Raw genomic sequence first — 23,023 nt, 5'->3', positions numbered from 1 at the left:
TACGAGAGTAGGCCGCAGAGAATAGGCCCAAGCAACTGTTTAGCAAAAACACAGGTCTCTGCTAAAGCGTAAGCTGATGTATAGGGGCTGACGCCTGCCCGGTGCTGGAAGGTTAAGGGGAACACTTAGCGCAAGCGAAGGTGTGAACTTAAGCCCCAGTAAACGGCGGCCGTAACTATAACGGTCCTAAGGTAGCGAAATTCCTTGTCAGGTAAGTTCTGACCCGCACGAATGGCGTAATGACTTGGGCACTGTCTCAACTGTAAATCCGGCGAAGTTGTAGTGCGAGTGAAGATGCTCGCTACCCGCGATTGGACGGAAAGACCCCGTAGAGCTTTACTGTAGCTTAGCATTGAGTTTTGGTATTGTCTGTACAGGATAGGTGGGAGACTAGGAAATCAGGGCGTCAGCCTTGGTGGAGTCATCCTTGGGATACCACCCTGACAGTACTGAAATTCTAACTGGCGGCCATGAATCTGGTCACAGGACATTGTTAGGTGGGCAGTTTGACTGGGGCGGTCGCCTCCTAAAAAGTAACGGAGGCGCCCAAAGGTTCCCTCAGAACGGTCGGAAATCGTTCGTAGAGTGCAAAGGCAGAAGGGAGCCTGACTGCGACACCCACAAGTGGAGCAGGGACGAAAGTCGGGCTTAGTGATCCGGTGGTACCTCGTGGGAGGGCCATCGCTCAACGGATAAAAGCTACCTCGGGGATAACAGGCTGATCTCCCCCAAGAGTCCACATCGACGGGGAGGTTTGGCACCTCGATGTCGGCTCGTCGCATCCTGGGGCTGAAGTAGGTCCCAAGGGTTGGGCTGTTCGCCCATTAAAGCGGCACGCGAGCTGGGTTCAGAACGTCGTGAGACAGTTCGGTCCCTATCCGTCGCGGGCGTAGGAAATTTGAGAGGAGCTGTCCTTAGTACGAGAGGACCGGGATGGACTGACCTCTGGTGTACCAGTTGTTCTGCCAAGAGCACAGCTGGGTAGCTAAGTCGGGAATGGATAAACGCTGAAAGCATCTAAGCGTGAAGCCAACCTCAAGATGAGATTTCCCATAGCGTAAGCTAGTAAGATCCCTTGAAGAACACAAGGTTGATAGGTCGGGGGTGTAAGCATGGTAACATGTTCAGCTGACCGATACTAATAGATCGAGGGCTTGACCAAATATAGTATTAATTATGTGCAATTTTGAAAGAACAAAATCTTTCTAATAATCTGGTGATGATGTTCTTTAGGGTAACACCCGTTCCCATTCCGAACACGACGGTTAAGCCTTTAGAAGCCGATGGTACTGCACGGGAGACTGTGTGGGAGAGTAGGTGGTCGCCAGGTCAGTATTCCTCGATAGCTCAATGGTGGAGCACTCGGCTGTTAACCGATAGGCTGGAGGTTCGAGTCCTCTTCGAGGAGCCAAATCTAGTGATGATGCGTTTAAGGGTAACACCCGTTCCCATTTCGAACACGACGGTTAAGCCTTTTACGGTCGATGGTACTGCACGGGAGACTGTGTGGGAGAGTAGATGGTCGCTAGGTAAGATAAAGCTTGAATTTTAATTCAAGCTTTTTTATTTTGTAATTTATTAAAATATCCACATGAAAGCCTTGATTTTTTTAGTTGAGTTTTTCTGTGGATATTTTTATTTTGAAAATTATCCACAGAATTTAAAAATTAAAAAATAAATTATTATTGTGGATAATTTTTAGAGAATTAATTACTCGTCTTAAAATATGTGATATTTAATATAACAAACTTTAAGAAAAGTAGAACTAGTATAGCTTTATAGCTTTTTTCAAAAACAAATAATAGTAAGGGATCTTTAGTTTAATTTGAAACTTTTATTGGATACTTTAAAGGCCTTTATTAAAGTGAAATAAATCAAGAAAGACAATATAAAAATAAAATAGGTTCAATTTTAAAAGTGTTATTTAAAATTTATAATAAAATTTTGTTGATAAAATATAATTAACTTTATCTGTTGATAACTTTTTAAATAAATTTATCAACAGGATATAATTAATTTAAATAAAACAAATTAAATGAACAAATTTAGGCTATAAGAATATAATAAAAATATAAGTAAGTGTCTTTTGAGCTAAGTAGATTTTCACTACCAAAAAAGTATTTTATTAAATACAATTAATAATATGTCTATAAATAGATGTTTTTTTGATATGATATTGTATTTTTTAGTAGATATTAATAGAATAAATATATTTTTATAAAAAAACATATAAAATTTTTAAAAAATATATTGACATAGTATAGATATATCTATATAATTAATACTTGTGAAGAGCAATTGCTCTTTGGTGGTAAGGCTCGATAGCTCAGTCGGTAGAGCAGAGGACTGAAAATCCTCGTGTCGCTGGTTCGATTCCTGCTCGAGCCACCAGTGTGGCGCTATAGCCAAGTGGTAAGGCAGAGGTCTGCAAAACCTTTATTCCCCGGTTCAAATCCGGGTGGCGCCTCCATAAAAAACCTCAGTAACTTTACTGAGGTTTTTGCTTTGTAGAAATTTACATATACACACTAAATTTTATTCCAAACACTAAGGATTAAGTGGATTTATCTTTGATAAATCCACTTTTTTCATTTTACTAGTATTTTATTATTAGTTTTTCTTTAGCTGGATCAAATAATATAGAAGAGCCAATAGGTAGACTTATATTAGGATAATCATGTCCAAAAGGCATATTATATATTATTGGCTTATTATAAGGTAATAATATTGAAATGATAGTATCTAGTGCTTTAGGATTATAAGGTGTAAAGTAACCTATTAAAAAAGCTCTACATGAATCTAACTTCCCAGAAAGCTTTAGTTGCATCATAGATCTATCTATAGCATAGTTTTCTTCATTTATATCCTCAATCATAAGTATTTTATTTCTAGTATTTATTTCATAAGGAGTTCCGAGAGAACTACATAGCATTGTTAAATTTCCTCCACAAAGAGTTCCTCTAAACAATTCTTTATTTATTATCTTAAAATTTTTAGTAGATATGTTAATTAAATTATTTTCATCAGTTAGCATTGATAGAAAACTATTTTTAGTTAATTCATCTGAGTTGATTTTAGAATTTATCATTGGACCATGAAATGTTATTAATCCTGTTTTTTGTGATATATAGTTTAAGAGAAGAGTTAAATCGCTGTAGCCACATAAAATTTTAGGATTTTTCTTTATTAATCCAATATCTAAATAAGGTAACATTCTTATACATCCATAACCACCTCTATAAGCTACTATTGCTTTTACATCTCTATCTTCAAACATTCTCATTAAATCTTCAGCACGCTCTTCATCTGAGGCAGCTAAGTAATCATTTTTCTTTCTTAGATATTTTCCTTCTTTAATCTTAAAGCCTAGATTTTTAAATGAAGATATATTGTAGTTTATTACATCATAGTTATCTCCACTGGCAGGAGAAACAACACCGATAGTATCTCCGATTTTGAGTTTTTGAAATTTCATCATAAAACCTCCTAAAAAAATAGAGAGCAAAATTGCTCTCAATACTCTTTTAGTTAATTATATGCTTAAATTTTTCTATGTTTACATGTGATTTAAAACATATCTTTTTTATATAATATAAATGCTATTACACCACAAAGTATTATAGATAGGGACATAACTATAAAAAATCCATTTGGATGGTGTAATAATGGTATATAGTCAAAGTTCATTCCATATATACCAGAAATAACAGTTAATACTGACATGAGTATTGTAACTGAAGCTAAGAATTTCATTACTATATTTAGATTATTAGAAATAACAGAAGCAAAGAAGTCCATAGTACTGCCTAAAATGTTACTATATATTTCAGTCATTTCAATAGCCTGTTTATTTTCTATTATTACATCTTCTAAAACATCTTTATCTTCTTCATATCTTTGAATAACATCAAGCTTTAACATCTTTTCTAATGTTATTTCATTAGATTTTAAAGATGTTGAAAAATATACTAATGATTTACTTAATGAGTGCAACTGAACTAACTCTCTGTTTTTCATAGATTTATGAAGTCGCTTTTCTATCATAATACTCTTTTTATCAATTTGTCTTAAGTACAAAAGATAATATGTAGAAACTCTATTTAGAATTTGTAAAATAAATCTTGATTTTTTAAAAGAGTAAAAATTACGAACTTTATTTGAAGAGAAGTCGGTTAATACCTTACTATTTTTTAAACATACAGTAATTAATTCATTTTTAGTATGAATTATTGCTAGTGGATAAGTATCATATGTTAAGGAGTTATCCTCCATTTCTGTAAAAGGAATATCGACTATTATTAATATAAAATCTCCTTCCATTTCTATACGAGAAGTTTCTTCATCATCTAAAGGTGCTCTTAAAAATTCTAAAGGAACTCCAGTTTTTTTAGAAATAAGAAGTAACTCTTCTTGAGAAGGTGCTATTATATTAATCCAACAACCTGGTTCAAGGGAATCAATTTTCTTTAAAGTCCCATCATTTTCACTTAAAGATTTATATATCTGAATCATTTTATCCCTCCCAAAGTATTAAGTTATATTAATGTTCCAATTACCATTAAACAAGTTATTTAAGATAAAATCAAGAGAATTTTTACAAATAATTTATATATAATCAAGAAAGCAACAGAAATAATGAGGTACAAGCAATACAATTGATATAAACTTTAAATATGAAGAATTAAGATTAAAATTAATAAAATTTTGCCCTTACCTAGGTAGAATTAATTTATGAAAATTAGTATAATGTGTTTTGTTTATAATATTAAAAGTCGGGGGATTTTTAAATGGGCACTATGCACAAGGAAATAGTCAAAAAAAGAAGGGATGTAGCTATTGTAATTAGTATAATTTGTATGAGTTTAGCTATAAGCCTATCGAATTTCTTGGGAAATTTTAAATTTGAATCTTTTAGAGCAGAAACAATAACAGATCCAATATTTTTAGTTTTAACATTAGTTATATTCTTTAGAGAATATAGAAAATGTAATACAAGCTATAAATACTCTATTGTAGCTAATCAACTAATGATTCATAAAATGAAATCTAATGAGCAATCAACATTAGAAAATGTTAAGATAAATAATATTGTTTACTTAGGAAAAGATGATTCTAAAAAAGAAAAAGAATTTAAAACTTCTTCTTGTAGGAAATATGTTTGTAGTTTATTAGATTTAACAGGTCATTATTGTTGTATATATAAAAAGGATGACAGATATCATAAATTCTATTTTAAGCCAAGCAAAGAGCTTGTTAATAAATTAGAAAAGAACATAGCTAGTTAATAAAAAAAGAGAGTTTTAAGGCTCTCTTTTTTTAATATAAATTTTCTTTAGATAGATTAAATGTTTCTTTAACCTCTGAAAGTAAGAAATCACTTTCTATAAGATCTAAAGCTGTTGAAATAAGTGCATAAGAAGCTGAGAGTGCCTGTTCTTGAGCAAAGCCTGATATTGTTGCATCAGCAAATTCTTTAGTTCCATATTTAATATTTATATTATCAACTATGTTCACATAAGGATGTATGCAAGGGACTTTATGACTTACAGTGCCTAGAGAAAGGCCTGCATCTATATCTCTTGGTTTTCCTATATTTATTATTCCGTTTTCTTTTAAGTTATGGCTATACAATCTATTTAATATTTGATTTGATAAAAGCTCCTCATTTGGAGGTTCATAAAGTTCAACACAACCTTCTAAATTCATAGTATCAGAAATACAAGAAACTATATTTCTAATTTTCTTTTCTATACATTTTGCAGTTTCTGTATTCTCCGCTCTTATATATAGTTTACCTTCTGATTCAGTAGGCCTTAAAAGCGGAGTAACACCACCTTGAGATAAAATAGCATGTATGTTAGCTTTTTTGCAAAATCCTTTAGATAAAGCGTTTATTACGTTAAAAGTTAACATAGTACCATCTAAAGAGGTAAAACTATCAAAATCTAAAAAGCTTAATCCATCATGTCCTTTGAAAGTTACTTTTAAGGGAATAATTGCTTTAGATGTACCACTTTCAGAAGTGGTTATGTCTGGATGAGCTGTTAATACTACATCTATATCATCAAATATACCTTGTCTAACAAAAGTTGATTTAGTTCCACCTAAATACTCTCCAGGGCATCCTATTAACACTACGGTTCCACCAGACTTTTCAATAACTTTACTTAGACCTAGAGCACTTGTAATTGATATTGTACTAAGAAGATTATGACCAGTTATATGGCCACATTTAGATTTAATAGCGTCATATTCACATAAAAAGCATATTTTAGGGTATCCATTTCCTTTTTCAGCATAAAAAGCAGTATCTAAATCTAAAAATCTTTCTGTTACTTTAAAATCTCTATCTCTTAGGAAATTACATATATATTTACAAGCATCATATTCTTTATAGCTTTCTTCAGGGTTATCATGTAGAAATTTGCAAAGATTAAATAAGTCTTCTTTTTCTGTAGATAAATAAGAAATAACTTCCTGTCTCATTGAAAAACCTCCTAAATATTTATAACTTTAGTTTGTGCTACAATGAAAAAAATATTTATTTTTATTTACTTAAATATTTTCCTAGCATAGTATGTATAGAAAAATACTATTTGGAAAAAATATAGAAAAACAGAATTTTAAGGAGTGTTATCTATGAGTAAATCAATTTGTATAATTTGTGGAAAAGAAGGCTGTGGTATAATGATACGAGGAAAATTAATATGCACAGAATGTGAGAAAAAAGCTATAAGTTGTGATGTAAATAGCGAGTTTTATGAGTTTTATAAAAATAGATTAAAAGAAGAAATTTATAAGAAAAAATTAGGATAAATAGAGGAGAGGATAGCGTTGAAAAATATTCCTATAATTAATGGAATATCAAGTTACTTAAAGGAAGAAATAATCCCTTTCTCAATGCCTGGTCATAAGATGGGAAGAGGATTTAAGGGATTAGAAGAAATATTTTTACAAGGTGATTTAACTGAGGTTGAGGGATTAGACAACCTTCAACATCCAGAAGGAATAATTAAGGAGGCTGAAGATAAACTTTCTAATCTATATAAAAGTAAGAAAAGTTATTTTTTAGTCAATGGAAGTACTTGTGGAAATTTAATAATGATATTTTCTTTATTTAAAGAAGGGGACAAAATTTTAGTTGAAAGAAATTGTCACAAAAGCATTATGAATGGAATAATAATGAGAAAGCTAAAACCGGTTTTCATAAACAATATATTTCATTCAAAATTAAAAGCACCAGTTGGAATAGATTTAAATCATTTAAAGAGTCAAATAGATTTAAATAAAGATTTAAAAGGAATAATATTAACATATCCTAACTATTATGGAATTGGGGTAAATATAGATGAAACAGTAAAAATAGCGAGAGAATCTAATTTGAAAATTGCTATAGATTCAGCTCATGGTGCACATTTTGGATTTAATAAATCTTTACCAAAAAGTGTACAAGAATTAAAAGTTGATATGGTGGTGATGAGTGCTCATAAAACATTGCCAAGCTTAACTCAAACTGCTTGGATCCATGTTAATGATGAAAGATTTATTGAGGAAATAGAGTTTTATAAAAATGTATTCATGAGTACTAGTCCTTCTTATATGTTCATGATGAGTTTAGATTACTCAAGGAATTTTTTAGAGGAATATGGTGAAGAATCTTATGATAGATTACTTAAAGTAATAGATGATTTTAAGAAATTAGTTAAGGACTTATCATATTTTAAAATATTAGATAAAGAATTTTTAATTAATGGATTAGAAAAAAATATTAAGATAAATGATATTAAAATAGATAGAAGTAGAATAGTAATAAATCTAGAGAAAAACTTAAATGGAAATAAACTATTAGATTATTTAAGAAGCAAGAAAATACAATGTGAAATGAGTGATAATAAGAATGTTGTTTTAATACCATCACCATTTAATACAGAAGATGACTTCAGAGTTTTAGAAGAAGCTTTAAAGTCATGTGATATAAAATGCTTAGAAGATGAAGAAGTAGATTTTTATTTAACAGATTTACCTAAAAAGAGTTTAGAACCTTTTGAGGTATTAGATGCAGAATATGAGAGAATTAGTATAGATAAAACACTAGGGAAAATAGTAGCCGAAAGTATAGTTCCATATCCACCAGGGGTTCCTATGCTTGTTATGGGAGAAATAATAGAGGAAAAGCATATTAATTTGATTAATGAGTATAGAAAAAATAGGGTAGATTTAATAGGTATAAAGGATAATAAAGTGAAAGTTATAAAGCAAGATTAGAAGTAATTAAAATATTAGGATCTGTTTTGGGTAAATGTTGATTTTAAAACATAGTCAAATATTAAAGATTACAAAATGATTATGAAGAATATTAGATAAGATTCAGTAGGTTGTATCAATTTTATTTATAAAATTTGGTACAGCCTTTTTAATGTATATAATAACTTTAATCTTGTATAATTTGATATAATAATCTGTGGATTAAGAAGATTAAGATTAGGAGTTATTATAGAATTTGATATAATAGCTTTGATATAAATTAGAAAAATTAAATGTTTTATATAGATTGGAGTAGTTATGGGTAAGATATTTTGCATAATGGGGAAAAGTGGCTCAGGTAAGGACACTATTTTAAAAGAAATAAATAAAATAGAAGATTTAAATCTAAAAACTATAGTTACATATACAACTAGACCTAAAAGAAATAATGAAACAGATGGTGTGGAATATTTTTTTATAGATAAAAAAAAGTTAGATAGTTTTGATAAAGAGGGGAAAATAATAGAGTGTAGAGTTTATGATACTGTGCATGGAAAATGGTATTATTCGACTATAGATGATGGTCAAATAGACTTAGAAAATAACAATTATATAGTTATTGTGACTTTAGAAGCTTACTCTGAGTTTAGAAAGTATTTTAGTGATGAAAAGCTTATTCCTCTATATATAAATTTAGATGATGGCATTAGGTTAGAAAGAGCTTTAAAAAGAGAAAGAGAACAAAAAAATCCTAATTACAATGAGATGTGTAGAAGATTTTTAGCTGATAATGAAGATTTTAGTGAAGATAAATTAATTAGTAATAATATAATTAAGAAATATGATAATTACGACTTGAATAAGTGTATAAATGACATATCAGAAGTTATAAGAAAACTTTCTAAATAAAATGGGGTGGGAAATATGAAAAATGCATTAAAATTAACTCTTGTTGGATTTTTAATAATATTAATAGGAATATATTTAGCTGTTTCAAGTATTGATACATATGGAGTAAATAAAATATTTACTGTAGTAGGAGCGATTTTAGCTGCTTTAGGTATAAAAAGTATAAAGTAAAATCAGATAATTTTCATATTTAATATATAAATTTTTAAATAAAGAGTAAATTATATAAGTTATGAAATTAAACCATTAAGAAGGTTTGGTTAAGAGTAATAAATAATGATATAATTATTTAAAACATAATTTTGAAATTAGGGTAGAGAAGGTAAGGAGGGCGTGTTATGAAATTGGTAATATCTATAGTACAGGATGATGATGCTTTAGATTTAGTTGATGCGTTAAATGAGAAAGGTTATAGTGTAACTAAATTAGCTACAACTGGTGGCTTTTTAAAGTCAGGTAATACTACACTTTTATCTGGGGTTCAAAAAGAAAAGGTTGATGACGTAATAAAGATAATAAAAAATATATGTGAGACAAGAAAAGGCGTTGTAAGTGGACCTACAACTGTTTCAGAACCAGGAGCAGTATATATACCATATCCTATGGAAGTTCAAGTTGGAGGAGCCACAATCTTTGTTGTTGATGTAGATAAATTTATAAAGATTTAAAAGTAGAAAGGGAAGTGCATAAATGATAGGTCACAATAAAATTAGAGATAGATTTAATAAAAGTGTAAGTAAAAATGCACTTTCCCATGCTCATTTAATTATTGGTGAGGATGGAATAGGAAAAAGTCTTTTAGCAGATGAATTTGCTTATAAGATTTTAGGAATACCATCGCAGAGAGAACATGTTGATATTGTTCATTATAAATCTGAAAAAGCATCATTTGGTGTTGATTTAGTAAGAAGTATAATAGAAGAGGCAAATAAAAAACCTTACGAATGTGATAAAAAGGTTATAATAATTCATAATGGAGAAAAGCTTACTGTGGCAGCACAGAATGCTTTATTAAAGACCATAGAAGAACCTCTTGCTGGTATTTTTATAATAATTTTAAGTAGTAACGTTGATTCTATATTAGAAACCATAAGATCTAGATGTCAAATACATAGATTAGCACCTCTTAGCAAAGAGGAAATTAATTTATATATAAATAAAAAATTTAATGATATAGATAGTGAATTAAATAGAACTCTTATATCTTTTAGTGAAGGCATACCTGGAAGAGTTGATAAATTCATGAATGATGATATTTTTAAAGAAATAAGAAATACAGTTATAGAAATGTTAAAGGATATTGGTCATGGAAAAATAGATGTACCTATAAAATATTCCGATAAATTTTATAGCATGAAGGGAAATGAAGAGGAAATATTAGAGGCTATAACTATTTTTGCAAGGGACTCAATTATATTTAAGGAAATAGAAAATAATTCATCCATTATAAATGGAGATAAGATAGATGAGATTAGAGAGATTGCTAACAATCTATCCTATAATAAATTAAATAGGATAATAAAAGTAGTTAATGAGGCCAGAAATAATTTGAAAAGTAATACTAATTTATGGCTAACTTTAGATAGTATGCTGATTAGTATATTGGAGGAATAAAAAATGATTGAAGTAATAGGAGTCAGATTTAAAAAAGCTGGTAAAATATATTACTTTGGACCTAATGGTATAGAAATAAAAAAGGGTCAAAACGTAATTGTTGAAACTGCTAGAGGTGTTGAATTTGGAGAATGTGTAATTGGTATAAGAAAAATTAGCGAAGAAGATATCGTTGCACCATTAAAATCAGTATTAAGATTGGCTACTGAGGAAGATATAAATAAGCATAAAGAAAATAAGGCTAAGGAGACGGAAGCTTTTGAAATATGCTTAAATAAAATAGAAGAACATAATTTAGTAATGAAGTTAATAGATGTTGAATATACTTTTGATAATAATAAGGTTATATTCTATTTTACTGCAGAAGGTAGAGTTGATTTTAGAGAATTAGTAAAAGATTTAGCAACAATATTTAAAACAAGAATAGAGCTTAGACAGATAGGGGTTAGGGACGAGGCTAAAATGATAGGTGGACTTGGACCATGTGGAAGACCTCTTTGTTGTTCAACTTTCCTAGGAGATTTTGCTTCTGTTTCAATAAAGATGGCTAAGGAACAGAACTTATCATTAAATCCAACTAAGATTTCAGGAATTTGCGGAAGACTTATGTGTTGTTTAAATTATGAACAAAGCACATATGAAGAAATTAGAAAAGAGCTTCCTAAAGTTGGCTCAATAGTTGAAACTGAACTTGGAAAAGGGGAAGTAATAGCTAATAATATTTTAAAGGAATTAGTAAGAGTTAAATTACCAAGAAAGAATGAAGAATTTATACAAGAGTTTAAAATGTATGATGTAAAATTAATTTCAGGTAGTTATGAAGATGAAGTTGAGGATACAAATATCAGATTAGAAATTACTGATGAAGCTGATAAGGCTTTAATTAAAAACCTAATAAAAGACAACTAAAAATATATTTCTTATACGGTATGGGGGTATTCTTTAGCATATTAATTCTAATTTTACTAGAATAAGCTAAATATGCTTAAAAGAGATATTAAACACTTTAAAAGTTGAAAGAAATATGATAATATAAATATGGTATTTTTATACCAACATTTTAGGAGGTGTTTTATTATGGCATACAAAATATTAGACACATGTGTAAGCTGTGGAGCATGCGCTGCTGAGTGTCCTGTAGACGCAATATCACAAGGAGATACTCAATTCGTTATAGATGCAGATACTTGTATCGATTGCGGAAACTGCGCTAATGTTTGTCCAGTAGGTGCACCAGTTCAAGAATAATATTATTAAAGATCATCTTCGGATGATCTTTTTTTTGCAGCTTTTTTAGCTGCTTTTTTTTATGTTTTAAATTAATTTTTGAATAAATATAGGTAAGCAATGGAAAAATATAATGATAATAATGGCAGGAAGGGTGAGTATTTTGAAACTTAAGGATTTAAAAGTACTAGAAGGGAGAAATATTAAGGGAGCGGAAAAACTTATTTTTATAGATATAGGTGAATCAGAAAGAAAAAGATTATATTGGTTAATAAGCGATTACGAATTTATATGTAGACAAATGAATGTTGAGGGAACATTAAAGGATGCTATATATGATGAGTTTGGTGGCAAAGCTTGGTTAACTTATTCCAACAAAGAATTGGCTTTATTTATAATTGAAAATTTAGTTGATGAAGTAAGTGCTGATGACTTATTGAATAATGCGGTATCAAAGAGACAACGACTTTGGGAGTATCATTTATTAGAGGAATGTTCAAAAAAAGGAATAGATGCTTTTAAGGTTGAAGATGAAGTAGTTGTTGGTTATGGAGTTAACTCTAAAAGAATAAGTCAAGATGACTATGAAAATAAGAATTACAATTTGAATTTAAATAATAAAGGAAATATTCCTATAATATCTATAACAGGAACTAATGGAAAAACATCAACTTCAAGATTAATTTATAAGGGTTTTGAAAATTTAGGGTATTTTAGCGGGTTAGCTATGACTGGTGGCGTCATTATAAATAAGGAGTTTGTAAAAAAAGGAGATACTACTGGATTTTATAGTGCTAAAAAGGTTCTTACCAATCCAAAAGTCCAGGTTGCAGTTTTAGAAACTGCTAGAGGAGGAATAGTAAGAAAAGGCTTAGGATTTAAAAATTCTAAGGTTGCCATAATAACTTCTTTAAGTGATGATCATATAGGCTCTGATGGCATAAAAAATATAAATGACTTGATGGCTCTAAAAATAATTACTACTAAAGAAGTTTTGCCAGAAGGAAAAGTAATAATCAAAGCTGAATCAAAGCTTTATGAAGCTTTGAAAATGAAAGGCAATTTAGTTTTATTTAATTTTGAAAGAAATGAGTGGATTGATGAACATATAAAAAATCAAAAGGAAGCCTGGTATGTAGAGGATGAAAATATAATATATTATGATGGAAAAAATAAAAATATAGTTTCTAAGATAAAAGATTTTAAATTCACTCATGAAGGAAAATCAAAAACAAACATAAATAATGTTTTAGTATCCATAGCGGCTATATTTACTATTCATGAGAATTTAAGTGAGGTAGTTCATGCTTTAAAAGATGTAGAGTGTGATATTAATAATAATTTAGGAAGACAAAATATTTTAGATATTGGAGATTTTAAAATTATATTAGATTATGGTCATAATCCAGAAGCTTTTGAAGAAGTATTCTGTTTAGCTAAGAATCTGAAAAAGAATAATATTATTTCAATAGTGTCTTCTCCAGGAGATAGGCTTGATGAATACATAAAAGAGTTAGGAAGAATAGCTGGAAAAAATTCAGATACCATAATAATTAAGGAAACTTTTGATAGGAGAGGAAGAAAAGATTTAGAGTTAACTAATTTGATAAAGAGTGGTATAGAAGAAACCTCTAATAAATCAGTAGAAGTATTATCAATAGTTGATGAGGAAAAAGCAGTAGAAAAGGCACTATCAATAGCTAAAAATGGAGATGTTATAGTGGATTTTACCCAACATTTAGATGTGGTAATACCTGTGATAAATAAGCATTTAGATAAATTAGGAGAAGGAATAATAGATGTTGATTTGAAAAATTATCATTAACAAAAAAGGCTATATCAAAGTCCTATCATGAGGGCGTTTGATATAGTCTTTTTATATCATATCTTCTGACGTAAGTTCCAATATTTTTATAGTTGTTTTATCAGGAAGTGATTCTGAATTTACAGAAAGAATTTCGTTATGTGTTATTTTATAATCCTTCATTTGCATAAGAAAATTATCTAAAGTATTCAAGTAAAAACTTAATTTTTGAGTTTTATAGTGCATTGGAATTACATAGTATGGATTTATATCTAAAATAACCTTTTTTAGATTTTCTATAGAAATAGTTAGGTGTTCTCCAACTGGTACAAATAAAATATCTATATGGCCTAATTGTCTTACTAATTTTGGAGAGAGTATATGGCCTAAGTCACCTAAATGACAGAGTGATATATTATCGCAAAGAATCTTAAATATAAAGTTTTTATCTCTTTTTAACCCAAAGCAATCATCATGAAAGGAAAGAAAGGATTTAATTTTACAAAAGCCGTTTTGATAATCTACTAAATCTGTTAAAACTTTTGCCTCACTATTTATATATTTTGTACAATTATGATCAAAGTGCATATGGCTTATGGTTACAACATCAACTTCTCCTTTATAAGGTACGTAACCTATATCTATATCAAAAGGATCTATTAATATACGTTTTCCTAAATTAGTTTTTATTAAAAAACAAGAATGACCTAACCAATAAATATTCATTAAAAATCCTCCTATAAAAATTATTTATATTGTTGACACATATAATAAAAATAAACATAAAATATAAAAATAATTTTTTTAAAAATTAAAACTGTTTAAAAAATATTTACAAAAACAATAGATGAGAGTAGATGTATTACATTGATTAAGTAAGTTAAATGTATTAATATATATTGTATATTAAGGTCAGTAAAGGTCAAATTTTGAGGAGTGATATATATGGCTAAGTTATCAGATTCAATAGAATATTTTCTAAAGGATCTATTAGAACAAACAGAAGATAACAATTTAAGAATAAGAAGAAATGAGTTAGCGGACAAATTTAAATGTGCACCATCTCAAATAAATTATGTTTTGACAACAAGATTTACTTATGAAAAAGGATATTTAATCGAAAGTAGAAGAGGTGGTGGAGGATATATTGTTATTAAAAAGGTAGTCCATGAAGTTCATGCTGATAGAAGAGATTTAATATATGGTGAAATTGGTTCAGGAATTACATATCATAATGCAGCCGCAATTGTAGATAACTTACTTGAACATAATATTATAGATGAGAAATCAGCAAATCTTACTAAAGTTGCGATAAATGATAGAACCCTTCAGAATTCTAAGAATATAAATGAAACAAGGGCAGGTATTTTTAAGGCTATGCTTATGGTGTTATTGAAGTAATTTTATAGGGAGTTGAGAAATTTGCTTTGTGAGAGGTGTTATAAGAATAATGCAACAATTAAGTTAGTAAAAGATACTGATGGTAATAAAGAATGTATAATGCTTTGTGATAAATGTGCAGTTGAAATAGTAAGTTCTTCATTAGAAGATGATGATATTAGTTTAGAAGAATTTTTAATGGATTTAAATAATTATATAGATTGTATTAATGAAATAATAGAAGCTGAAGAATTCATTTGTGTCAATTGTGGAACGGAATATATGGATTTTCAAGAGCATAAATTACTGGGGTGCGAAAAGTGTTATGAAAGCTTTAGAAAAAATATAGGATTTTTATTAGATTCAGAAGAAGCAAATGTTAAGCATATTGGAAAACAGCCTAAAAGAATAAAAAAGAATCTTAAAAAAATAGAGATATTAAATTTAGAAGAGAAACTGAAAATTAATATACTTAAAGAGGAATATGAGAATGCTATTATTACTAAAGAAAAGATACATGATTTGAAAAAAATTGTGGAGGAGGATAGTAATAATGATTCAATGGATTAGTCCTCAAGATAATAAGAGTATAGTCATTGCATCAAAAGTGAAAATATTAAGAAACATAAAGGGAATTAAATTCACATGTCTTCTAAAAGAAGAAGAGTTTAATAGTGTTGTAGAACCTGTTTTAAAACAGTTAGAAGATATTAAAATTCTAGATAAATGCTACGTATTAAGATTAAAAGACGATAAAGAAGAATTAGTAAATTACTATAAAGAGAATTTTGGCTTAGTAAAAGAATTTTCAAATAAAGATAATATAGTATTAATAATGAATAAAAATGGAAAATTTAATATATTACTGAATGAAGAAGAGCATATTGGGATAGAATGTACAAAGAGTGGATTAAGTTTAAGAGAAGCATATTCCCAAGTGGATAAGTTAGATGACTTAATTGAAGAAAAAATAAACTATTCCTTTGATGCTGAGTTAGGGTACTTAACATCAAATATAAAAAATTTAGGAACAACATTAAGAGCAAAGGTTTTAATACATTTGCCAGTTTTAAGTTTAAAAAACAACATAAGAGAAATAAAAGATGATTTAAAAGAAGATGGAATTTCTTTTAAAAGTATATATAACTTGGGTAACAAGGATGTCGGAAATATTTATGAATTATCCAATATAAAAACTTTAGGTATGGCAGAAGAAGATATATTAGATTCTCTTATATCTATTGCAAATAAACTTATTCTAAAGGAAAAAAGAGAGAGAAATAAACTTTTAGATAATGAATATGTTGAACTAAAGGATACTATTTTTAGGGCACTAGGTATTTTAAAAAGTGCATATATCATTGATATTAGTGAAGCCTTAAAATATTTATCATATGTTCGATTAGGAATTGAGTGTGGAATTATAGAAGAGGTTAATCTAGAAGCTATAAATTCTGCAATGGTTGAAATTCAGCCAATTATAATAAATAAATCTTTAGATAAAAAAATAAATATACAGACTTTAAAAATAGAAAGAGCCAAAATTATTAGAAATGCTTTAAACACATAATTATAGGGTATTGGGAGGTAAAAGATGCGTCTTGATAATTTTAATGAAAATTCCAAAATAGTAATCAATAAAGGAAAAGAAAGTTCTTTAATGCTTAAACATGGCTATATGGGAACAGAGCATTTGTTAATAGGATTAATTAATGAAAATGGACAATGTTCTAAGATTTTGGAAGAGAGCAATGTAACAGAGGAAAAGGTACTAAGTTTTGTTAAGCTATATGTTGGAATTGGAGAAATAAATTATAGTTTAGATGAGGTGCCTTTTACACCTAGATGCAAAAAAGTTTTAGATAGAAGTGTAGAAATTGCTAAAGAGGCAGGGCAAAGTATTTCAAGACCGGAGCATATATTGTCAGCCTTAATAAAGGAACAAGAAGGTGTAGCTAATTTAATCCTAAACAAAATAGTGAAAAATGATATAAAAAACATAAGCGATAAGTTAAACAATATACTTGGAAGACTTCCTAATAAGGAAAGTAAAAGCGTTAAGGAAAAACCGAAAAGAAAAGACACTCCTACATTAAATTTGTACGGTATAGATTTAATAGAAAGAGCGGATAAAAATAGACTAGATCCTGTAATAGGAAGAAAAGATGAAACACAAAGGCTTTTAGAAATTCTTTGTAGAAGAATGAAAAATAATCCTTGTTTAATAGGAGAACCGGGAGTTGGGAAAACTGCTGTTGTAGAAGGATTAGCACAAAGAATTTTATTAGGCGAAGTACCTGATATGCTTAAGGATAAAAGAATATATACTTTAGATGTCACTTCAATGTTAGCCGGAGCAAAATATAGAGGAGAGTTTGAAGAACGCCTTAAAAAGGTCTTAAATGAAGTAAAAGATTCGAAAGATATAATATTATTCATAGATGAAATGCATAATATTGTTGGAGCTGGAGGTGCTGAAGGAGCAATAGATGCTTCAAATATACTAAAGCCTGCTTTAGCCAGAGGAGAAATACAATGTATAGGAGCAACAACAACTGATGAATATAGAAAAAATATAGAAAAGGATTCTGCTTTAGAGAGAAGGTTTCAACCAGTAGTGGTAAAGGAACCAAATAAAGAGGATTCTATATTAATATTACATGGTATAAAAGAAAAATATGAAATGCATCATAATGTGAAGTTAACAGATGAGGCTATAGAGGCAGCAGTAAATTTATCTAGTAGATATATAACTGATAGATTTTTACCTGATAAAGCTATTGATTTAATAGATGAAGCAGCTGCAAAAGTAAGAATAGAAAGTATGATTACTCCACCTAAATTTTTTAAACAAGAGGAGTTAATTTCTAATCTAAAAGTAGAAAAAGAAGAGGCTATAAAAATACAAGATTTTGAACTAGCAGCAGAGTTAAGAGATAAAGAATTACTTTTACAGGAAGAACTAGAGAGAGATAGAGAACTTTGGAGAGAAGAGAATGCTTCTAAAATATATGAAGTAAATAAGGAACATATTGCAAAGGTAGTCTCTAAATGGACTCAAATTCCAGTAGAAAGATTGACTGAAAAAGAGTCTAATAGACTTCTTAAATTAGAGGAAAAGCTAAGTAAAAGAGTTATAGGTCAATTGGAAGCAATAAAAACCATATCTAAAGCAGTAAGAAGATCAAGAGTAGGACTTAAAGATCCTAAAAGACCTATTGGATCTTTTGCATTCTTAGGACCTACAGGTGTTGGAAAGACAGAGCTCTGTAAGGCTTTAGCAGAGGCTATGTTTGGAGATGAAAATAAGTTTATTAGACTTGATATGTCTGAGTATATGGAAAAGCATGGAGTAGCTAGGTTAATTGGAGCGCCTCCAGGATATGTAGGATATGAAGAGGGGGGGCAACTTACGGAAAAAGTAAGAAGAAATCCTTATTCAGTAATACTTTTTGATGAAATAGAAAAAGCACATCCAGATATATTCAATGTTCTTCTTCAAATATTAGAAGATGGTGTTCTGACAGATGGAAAGGGAAGAACAGTAGACTTTAAGAACACAATAATAATTATGACATCTAATATTGGAGCAGATAAACTAGATAAGAAAAATGCGGTAGGATTTAGTGCAAGAGAAGATAAGGAACGAGATTATGATAATATGAAAAGCCTTATGCTAGAAGAGCTAAAACAAAGTTTTAAACCTGAGTTTGTAAATAGATTAGATGACATTGTTGTATTCCATAGTCTGGAGAAGGAGCATCTTCTTAAAATTGTGGACCTTATGATAGGTTCATTAAAAGAAAGATTAAATGATTTACAACTTTCTTTAAATTTTTCACAAGAGTGTAAGGAGTTTTTAGTTAAAAAAGGAACTGAATTAAAATATGGAGCGCGTCCATTAAGGAGAGTTATAACTAAATATATTGAAGATAAATTAAGTGAGGAACTTTTGAGTGGTAATATATTAAAAGGTACTGAGGTTGATGTTTTACTAGAAGATGATATTGTAAAATTTAAAAAAACAGTTTGATTATAATGTATAATAAGGTTATATATGGTAAAATATATATAATCTTATTTTTTTATGATGAAAATGGTGTGGAGGATTTTTATGGAATTGATAGGTATCATAATGGGAATATTAGCCTTTGGAGTTGCTTTCTTTGTATGGTCAAAGCAAAAGTTAGAACTTTTTAAAATTGAAGAGGCTGCAATTGAGAATATGACTGATAAAGATAGAAAAGAAGTAAGTAAAAGTTTAGCATTACCTATAGCATTGTTAGGAGTTTTGTTAATTTCTGTAGTGCTTAATTCTGATAAATGGGGAACATCAGTTATATTTATTTTAATAGGAGTAGTAGCATTATTTGTTTATGTACAAAAAAGAACTATTGATGGAATTAATACAATGTTTAAATCTAAAAAAGCAAAAGTAAAGATAAATAAAAAAAGAAAATAAAGTTAAGCTCTATTGTATTCTAAATCACAGAATATAATAGGGCTTTTTGATAGAATAAACATAAAATTAAATAAAAGTTTATAATTGATAATAATTATTATTGAAAAGTTATTTAATAAGTAGTATAATTAATAAAAAACAGGTACCCTTAGGGGGTATATCGAATAATATATCATATAATACAAATAATAAATTTAACCTCAGTAAGGAGTGTTATTATGGAAAAAGAAATTAAAGAAATTGATTTAATAATAATTGGAGCAGGACCAGCAGGATTAACATCTGCTATATATGCCTCAAGAGCAAAGTTAGATACTTTGGTTTTAGAAGATAATATAATTGGAGGGCAAGTAAGATCAACTTATACTGTTGAAAATTATCCAGGTTTTACTGAAATAACAGGTAATGAGCTTGCTGATAGAATCCAAGCACAAGCAGAAGCTTGCGGAGCTACAATAGATGAATTTGATTTTATAGAGAATGTTTCATTAAAAGATGATGAGAAAATCGTAGAAACTGGAGACTATATATATAAGCCAAAGGCTGTAATAATAGCTACAGGAGCCACACCTAAGAAATTACCTATTCCAAGTGAAAGCAAATATTTAGGTAAGGGAATACATTACTGTGCAGTATGTGATGGAGCAGTTTATCAAGATGAGGTTGTTGCCGTTGTCGGTGGCGGAAATGCTGCTTTAGAAGAAGCTTTATATTTATCCAATATTGCTAAGAAAGTAATTGTTATAAGAAGATACGATTATTTCCGTGCTGAAGCCAAAACTTTAGAGGCTGCTAGCAAGAAAGAAAATATTGAAATAATGTATAACTGGGATTTAGTTGATGTTTTAGGTGGAGATTTTGTTGAAGGTGCCAAAATAAGAAATACAAAAACTGGTGAAGAAAAAGAAATTTCTATAAATGGAGTCTTTGGTTATATAGGAACAGAGCCTAAAACAGCTATGTTTAGAGAATATATAAGAATTAAAGAAAACGGCTATATTGAAGCTGATGAAAATATGAGAACTAATGTTAAGGGTGTTTATGTAGCAGGAGATGTTAGAGATAAAATGTTTAGACAAATAACTACTGCTGTTTCAGATGGAACTATAGCAGCCCTAAATGCAGAAAAATATATTTCAGAAATAAAGGAGAGATAGATAGTTATGGTAAAAGTATATTCAGTTGAATGGTGTGGACCATGTAATAAATTAAAAAAATATTTACAAAAATTAGGTGTTGAATATGAAACAATAACAGTTGCTGATGGTAAAGAAGATAGAAATGAAGTATTAGAAGTTTCAGGTCAAAGATCAGTGCCAGTTGCTGTTATAGGAAATGATGTTATAGTTGGATTTGATAAGCAAAAGATTGATTCTGCTATAGAGAAAATAAAGTAGAAGGTGATATTGATGAATACTAGAGAAAATGTTTTTTATAACTTTATGGGTGGACATTTCTATGAAAATAAATCAGATAAATTTATAGATATAAAATCACCTATAGATGGTAGTTTAGTTGGTAAAATACAAAGTCTTTCTAAGGAAGATGTTGATATAATTATTGAAAATGCAGAAAAAGCACAAAAAGAATGGAACCAAGTGCCTTTAAATGAAAGAGCACATGTACTTTATAAAACTGCGGATTTATTAGAAGAGCATAAAGATGAATTAGCAGAAATAATGATAAGAGAAGTTGCTAAGGATAGAAAAAGTGCATTATCAGAAATAACTAGAACTGCAGACTATATTAGATTTACAGCGGATGCCGCTAAGAGTATGGATGGAGAAAGTATACCATCAGACAATTTCCCTGGCTTTAATAGAAGTAAGATATCAGTGGTAACAAGAGAGCCATTAGGTGTTGTATTAGCTATATCACCTTTTAACTATCCAGTTAATTTATCAGCTTCAAAAATAGCACCTGCTATAGTAGCTGGAAACAGTGTTGTTCTTAAGCCGGCAACTCAAGGAAGTTTATCAGCTTTATATTTAGCTAAAATGTTTCAGGAGGCTGGACTTCAAGGTGGAGTTTTAAATACTGTCACTGGAAGAGGAAGTGAAATTGGGGATTACTGTGTAACTCATAGAAAAATAGATTTTATAAACTTTACAGGAAGTACAGAAGTAGGAAGAAGAATTTCAAAAATAACAGTGATGAAACCACTTCTTATGGAACTTGGTGGGAAAGATGCAGCAATAGTTTTAGAAGATGCAGATTTAGATTTAACTGTTGATAATATAATAGCAGGTGGATATTCATATTCAGGTCAAAGATGTACTGCTGTTAAGAGAATACTAGTAATGAATTCAGTTGCTGATAAACTAGTTGAGAAGTTAAAAGAAAAAATAAGCAAATTAAAAATGGGAAATCCATTAGAAATTAAAGATGTAACAATAGTACCTCTTATAGATAGTAAGGCAGCAGACTTCGTTATGGAACTTATTGAGGATGCAGAAGAAAAAGGTGCTACTTTAGTTTGTGGTGGCCACAGAAAAGGAAACTTAATAGAGGCTACTCTTTTTGACAATGTTACTACAGATATGAGATTAGCATGGGAAGAGCCTTTTGGACCAGTCTTACCTATTATAAGGGTAAATGATAAGGATGAGGCAATAAGAATAGCTAATGCATCTAAATATGGATTACAATCATCAGTATTTACTAAAGATATAAATGAAGCCTTTTATATTGCTGATAAATTAGAAGTTGGAACTGTTCATGTTAATAATAAAACTGAAAGAGGACCAGACCATTTCCCATTCTTAGGAGTAAAATCTTCAGGGATGGGAACTCAGGGTATAAGATATTCAATAGAAGCAATGTCTAGACCTAAAGCTACAGTAATTACAATAAGATAATAAAATTAATATAAGACTATAAGCACAGTGATTTTAAAGAGAAAACTTTAAGATATGTGCTTATAGTCTTATTGTATTTTATAAAAAATAGAGAGATATTTTTAATATCTCTCTATTTCGATGTTCCTATTCTATTTATTTAATGCTGTATCAATAGCGTTCTTATCGAAACCAACTATAATAGTTCCATTTATATCTAAAACAGGAACACCCATTTGTTTACTCTTTTTAAGCATATCTTCTCTAGCAGCCATATCTGTTTGTACATTTAAATCTTCAAACTCAACATTTTTGGATTTAAGATATTGTTTTGCTTTTACGCACCATGGACAAGAGTTTGTTGAATAAACCTTTACCATACTATCATCTCCTATGTAAATCAATTTTTAATATACTTTTATTTTAATTATTAAAAGTGTATAAAATATGTGATTTAAATCAATAAAAATAATTATTTAATTTGATTATCGTCTAAATGGTCATTAAAAATTAGGTTGTGCATAGTATCTTCACTATGATTATTAA

General features: G+C 29.3%; 23 protein-coding genes, 3 tRNA genes and 3 rRNA genes (1 of these 29 cut by a window edge). 24 read left to right on the top strand and 5 right to left on the bottom strand.

What is annotated here, in order from left to right:
- The 6 genes from AC2A4K_RS16030 to AC2A4K_RS16005 all read left to right on the top strand — a co-directional run.
- A 23S ribosomal RNA gene (locus AC2A4K_RS16030) occupies window positions 1-1,162 on the top strand (it extends 1,742 nt beyond the left edge of the window).
- A gap of 50 nt (window positions 1,163-1,212) precedes the next feature.
- Window positions 1,213-1,330: ribosomal RNA gene (gene rrf / locus AC2A4K_RS16025) — 5S ribosomal RNA — on the top strand.
- 6 nt (window positions 1,331-1,336) lie between these two features.
- Window positions 1,337-1,411, top strand: a tRNA-Asn gene (locus tag AC2A4K_RS16020).
- 2 nt (window positions 1,412-1,413) lie between these two features.
- Window positions 1,414-1,531 (top strand): 5S ribosomal RNA (rrf, locus tag AC2A4K_RS16015).
- Window positions 1,532-2,315: 784 nt separating this feature from the next.
- Window positions 2,316-2,391 (top strand) — tRNA-Phe (locus AC2A4K_RS16010).
- Between the two features lie 4 nt (window positions 2,392-2,395).
- A tRNA-Cys gene (locus tag AC2A4K_RS16005) sits at window positions 2,396-2,470 on the top strand.
- A gap of 126 nt (window positions 2,471-2,596) precedes the next feature.
- On the opposite strand, the gene AC2A4K_RS16000 is transcribed toward AC2A4K_RS16005, so the two are convergent.
- Window positions 2,597-3,478 carry a S66 peptidase family protein gene (locus AC2A4K_RS16000; protein ID WP_322504944.1) on the bottom strand — a complete coding sequence of 294 codons (882 nt, stop codon included), beginning with the start codon at window positions 3,476-3,478 and terminating at the stop codon, window positions 2,597-2,599.
- A gap of 89 nt (window positions 3,479-3,567) precedes the next feature.
- The gene (locus AC2A4K_RS15995; protein ID WP_322504945.1) at window positions 3,568-4,512 is read right to left on the bottom strand and encodes a magnesium transporter CorA family protein; all 945 of its coding nucleotides are present in this window, start codon (window positions 4,510-4,512) and stop codon (window positions 3,568-3,570) included.
- 275 nt (window positions 4,513-4,787) lie between these two features.
- On the opposite strand from AC2A4K_RS15995, the gene AC2A4K_RS15990 reads away from it, so the two are divergent.
- On the top strand, window positions 4,788-5,285 hold the full coding sequence (locus AC2A4K_RS15990; protein WP_322504946.1) for a DUF6106 family protein: 498 nt from the start codon (window positions 4,788-4,790) through the stop codon (window positions 5,283-5,285).
- Window positions 5,286-5,316: 31 nt separating this feature from the next.
- On the opposite strand, the gene AC2A4K_RS15985 is transcribed toward AC2A4K_RS15990, so the two are convergent.
- A complete protein-coding gene (locus AC2A4K_RS15985) occupies window positions 5,317-6,486 on the bottom strand; it encodes a zinc-binding metallopeptidase family protein (protein ID WP_322504947.1) in 1,170 nt (389 codons plus the stop codon).
- 153 nt (window positions 6,487-6,639) lie between these two features.
- On the opposite strand from AC2A4K_RS15985, the gene AC2A4K_RS15980 reads away from it, so the two are divergent.
- From AC2A4K_RS15980 to AC2A4K_RS15940, 9 genes are all read left to right on the top strand, one after another.
- Window positions 6,640-6,816 carry a sigma factor G inhibitor Gin gene (locus tag AC2A4K_RS15980; protein WP_322504948.1) on the top strand — a complete coding sequence of 59 codons (177 nt, stop codon included), beginning with the start codon at window positions 6,640-6,642 and terminating at the stop codon, window positions 6,814-6,816.
- Window positions 6,817-6,834: 18 nt separating this feature from the next.
- A complete protein-coding gene (locus AC2A4K_RS15975) occupies window positions 6,835-8,265 on the top strand; it encodes an aminotransferase class I/II-fold pyridoxal phosphate-dependent enzyme (RefSeq protein WP_322504949.1) in 1,431 nt (476 codons plus the stop codon).
- 297 nt (window positions 8,266-8,562) lie between these two features.
- Entirely contained in the window at window positions 8,563-9,153 is a 591-nt protein-coding gene (locus AC2A4K_RS15970) for a guanylate kinase (RefSeq protein ID WP_322504950.1), read from the top strand.
- A gap of 15 nt (window positions 9,154-9,168) precedes the next feature.
- On the top strand, window positions 9,169-9,324 hold the full coding sequence (locus tag AC2A4K_RS15965) for a hypothetical protein (RefSeq protein ID WP_322504951.1): 156 nt from the start codon (window positions 9,169-9,171) through the stop codon (window positions 9,322-9,324).
- A 167-nt stretch (window positions 9,325-9,491) separates the two neighbouring features.
- Window positions 9,492-9,821 carry a cyclic-di-AMP receptor gene (locus AC2A4K_RS15960; RefSeq protein ID WP_322504952.1) on the top strand — a complete coding sequence of 110 codons (330 nt, stop codon included), beginning with the start codon at window positions 9,492-9,494 and terminating at the stop codon, window positions 9,819-9,821.
- A 22-nt stretch (window positions 9,822-9,843) separates the two neighbouring features.
- A complete protein-coding gene (locus AC2A4K_RS15955) occupies window positions 9,844-10,767 on the top strand; it encodes a DNA polymerase III subunit delta' (RefSeq protein ID WP_322504953.1) in 924 nt (307 codons plus the stop codon).
- A gap of 3 nt (window positions 10,768-10,770) precedes the next feature.
- On the top strand, window positions 10,771-11,676 hold the full coding sequence (locus tag AC2A4K_RS15950) for a PSP1 domain-containing protein (RefSeq protein WP_322504954.1): 906 nt from the start codon (window positions 10,771-10,773) through the stop codon (window positions 11,674-11,676).
- Window positions 11,677-11,844: 168 nt separating this feature from the next.
- Window positions 11,845-12,015 (top strand): 4Fe-4S ferredoxin, encoded by a 171-nt coding sequence (locus AC2A4K_RS15945; RefSeq protein ID WP_003452217.1) that lies wholly within the window; start codon window positions 11,845-11,847, stop codon window positions 12,013-12,015.
- Between the two features lie 133 nt (window positions 12,016-12,148).
- Complete coding sequence (locus AC2A4K_RS15940; protein ID WP_322504955.1) at window positions 12,149-13,819, top strand: Mur ligase family protein; 1,671 nt, start codon at window positions 12,149-12,151, stop codon at window positions 13,817-13,819.
- 51 nt (window positions 13,820-13,870) lie between these two features.
- Here AC2A4K_RS15940 and AC2A4K_RS15935 read toward each other — a convergent pair whose 3' ends face one another.
- Window positions 13,871-14,524 (bottom strand): MBL fold metallo-hydrolase, encoded by a 654-nt coding sequence (locus AC2A4K_RS15935; RefSeq protein WP_322504956.1) that lies wholly within the window; start codon window positions 14,522-14,524, stop codon window positions 13,871-13,873.
- A 219-nt stretch (window positions 14,525-14,743) separates the two neighbouring features.
- Here AC2A4K_RS15935 and AC2A4K_RS15930 point away from each other — a divergent pair, with 219 nt between their 5' ends.
- The 8 genes from AC2A4K_RS15930 to AC2A4K_RS15895 all read left to right on the top strand — a co-directional run bounded on the left by AC2A4K_RS15930 (window position 14,744) and on the right by AC2A4K_RS15895 (window position 22,498).
- Window positions 14,744-15,199: a CtsR family transcriptional regulator gene (locus tag AC2A4K_RS15930; RefSeq protein ID WP_322504957.1), complete on the top strand. Its 456-nt coding sequence runs from the start codon at window positions 14,744-14,746 to the stop codon at window positions 15,197-15,199.
- A 21-nt stretch (window positions 15,200-15,220) separates the two neighbouring features.
- Window positions 15,221-15,748 carry a hypothetical protein gene (locus AC2A4K_RS15925; RefSeq protein WP_322504958.1) on the top strand — a complete coding sequence of 176 codons (528 nt, stop codon included), beginning with the start codon at window positions 15,221-15,223 and terminating at the stop codon, window positions 15,746-15,748.
- Entirely contained in the window at window positions 15,732-16,748 is a 1,017-nt protein-coding gene (locus tag AC2A4K_RS15920) for a protein arginine kinase (RefSeq protein WP_322504959.1), read from the top strand. The genes AC2A4K_RS15925 and AC2A4K_RS15920 overlap by 17 nt, the downstream gene beginning before the upstream one ends.
- 24 nt (window positions 16,749-16,772) lie before the next feature.
- Window positions 16,773-19,211, top strand: coding sequence for an ATP-dependent Clp protease ATP-binding subunit (locus tag AC2A4K_RS15915; protein ID WP_322504960.1), 2,439 nt, complete (start codon window positions 16,773-16,775; stop codon window positions 19,209-19,211).
- A gap of 81 nt (window positions 19,212-19,292) precedes the next feature.
- Window positions 19,293-19,640 (top strand): hypothetical protein, encoded by a 348-nt coding sequence (locus AC2A4K_RS15910; protein ID WP_322504961.1) that lies wholly within the window; start codon window positions 19,293-19,295, stop codon window positions 19,638-19,640.
- A gap of 218 nt (window positions 19,641-19,858) precedes the next feature.
- Window positions 19,859-20,797, top strand: coding sequence for a thioredoxin-disulfide reductase (gene trxB, locus AC2A4K_RS15905; RefSeq protein ID WP_322504962.1), 939 nt, complete (start codon window positions 19,859-19,861; stop codon window positions 20,795-20,797).
- Between the two features lie 6 nt (window positions 20,798-20,803).
- The gene (locus tag AC2A4K_RS15900; RefSeq protein ID WP_322504963.1) at window positions 20,804-21,037 is read left to right on the top strand and encodes a glutaredoxin family protein; all 234 of its coding nucleotides are present in this window, start codon (window positions 20,804-20,806) and stop codon (window positions 21,035-21,037) included.
- A gap of 12 nt (window positions 21,038-21,049) precedes the next feature.
- On the top strand, window positions 21,050-22,498 hold the full coding sequence (locus AC2A4K_RS15895) for an NADP-dependent glyceraldehyde-3-phosphate dehydrogenase (RefSeq protein WP_322504964.1): 1,449 nt from the start codon (window positions 21,050-21,052) through the stop codon (window positions 22,496-22,498).
- A gap of 131 nt (window positions 22,499-22,629) precedes the next feature.
- On the opposite strand, the gene AC2A4K_RS15890 is transcribed toward AC2A4K_RS15895, so the two are convergent.
- Window positions 22,630-22,857, bottom strand: coding sequence for a glutaredoxin family protein (locus AC2A4K_RS15890; RefSeq protein WP_322504965.1), 228 nt, complete (start codon window positions 22,855-22,857; stop codon window positions 22,630-22,632).
- Window positions 22,858-23,023: the final 166 nt, after the last annotated feature.

The sequence above is a fragment of the Clostridium sp. LIBA-8841 genome (assembly GCF_057782475.1).
The sequence above is the reverse complement of the archived record's forward strand: the minus strand, read 5'-3'. Positions and strand labels throughout refer to the sequence as shown.

Bases quoted from the DNA above. Each gene is read 5' to 3' on its own strand.
- AC2A4K_RS16000 (WP_322504944.1), bottom strand. From the start codon at position 3,478: ATGATGAAATTTCAAAAACTCAAAATCGGAGATACTATCGGTGTTGTT.
- AC2A4K_RS15995 (WP_322504945.1), bottom strand. From the start codon at position 4,512: ATGATTCAGATATATAAATCTTTAAGTGAAAATGATGGGACTTTAAAG.
- AC2A4K_RS15990 (WP_322504946.1), top strand. From the start codon at position 4,788: ATGGGCACTATGCACAAGGAAATAGTCAAAAAAAGAAGGGATGTAGCT.
- AC2A4K_RS15985 (WP_322504947.1), bottom strand. From the start codon at position 6,486: ATGAGACAGGAAGTTATTTCTTATTTATCTACAGAAAAAGAAGACTTA.
- AC2A4K_RS15980 (WP_322504948.1), top strand. From the start codon at position 6,640: ATGAGTAAATCAATTTGTATAATTTGTGGAAAAGAAGGCTGTGGTATA.
- AC2A4K_RS15970 (WP_322504950.1), top strand. From the start codon at position 8,563: ATGGGTAAGATATTTTGCATAATGGGGAAAAGTGGCTCAGGTAAGGAC.
- AC2A4K_RS15965 (WP_322504951.1), top strand. From the start codon at position 9,169: ATGAAAAATGCATTAAAATTAACTCTTGTTGGATTTTTAATAATATTA.
- AC2A4K_RS15960 (WP_322504952.1), top strand. From the start codon at position 9,492: ATGAAATTGGTAATATCTATAGTACAGGATGATGATGCTTTAGATTTA.
- AC2A4K_RS15955 (WP_322504953.1), top strand. From the start codon at position 9,844: ATGATAGGTCACAATAAAATTAGAGATAGATTTAATAAAAGTGTAAGT.
- AC2A4K_RS15950 (WP_322504954.1), top strand. From the start codon at position 10,771: ATGATTGAAGTAATAGGAGTCAGATTTAAAAAAGCTGGTAAAATATAT.
- AC2A4K_RS15945 (WP_003452217.1), top strand. From the start codon at position 11,845: ATGGCATACAAAATATTAGACACATGTGTAAGCTGTGGAGCATGCGCT.
- AC2A4K_RS15935 (WP_322504956.1), bottom strand. From the start codon at position 14,524: ATGAATATTTATTGGTTAGGTCATTCTTGTTTTTTAATAAAAACTAAT.
- AC2A4K_RS15930 (WP_322504957.1), top strand. From the start codon at position 14,744: ATGGCTAAGTTATCAGATTCAATAGAATATTTTCTAAAGGATCTATTA.
- AC2A4K_RS15920 (WP_322504959.1), top strand. From the start codon at position 15,732: ATGATTCAATGGATTAGTCCTCAAGATAATAAGAGTATAGTCATTGCA.
- AC2A4K_RS15915 (WP_322504960.1), top strand. From the start codon at position 16,773: ATGCGTCTTGATAATTTTAATGAAAATTCCAAAATAGTAATCAATAAA.
- AC2A4K_RS15910 (WP_322504961.1), top strand. From the start codon at position 19,293: ATGGAATTGATAGGTATCATAATGGGAATATTAGCCTTTGGAGTTGCT.
- trxB (WP_322504962.1), top strand. From the start codon at position 19,859: ATGGAAAAAGAAATTAAAGAAATTGATTTAATAATAATTGGAGCAGGA.
- AC2A4K_RS15900 (WP_322504963.1), top strand. From the start codon at position 20,804: ATGGTAAAAGTATATTCAGTTGAATGGTGTGGACCATGTAATAAATTA.
- AC2A4K_RS15895 (WP_322504964.1), top strand. From the start codon at position 21,050: ATGAATACTAGAGAAAATGTTTTTTATAACTTTATGGGTGGACATTTC.
- AC2A4K_RS15890 (WP_322504965.1), bottom strand. From the start codon at position 22,857: ATGGTAAAGGTTTATTCAACAAACTCTTGTCCATGGTGCGTAAAAGCA.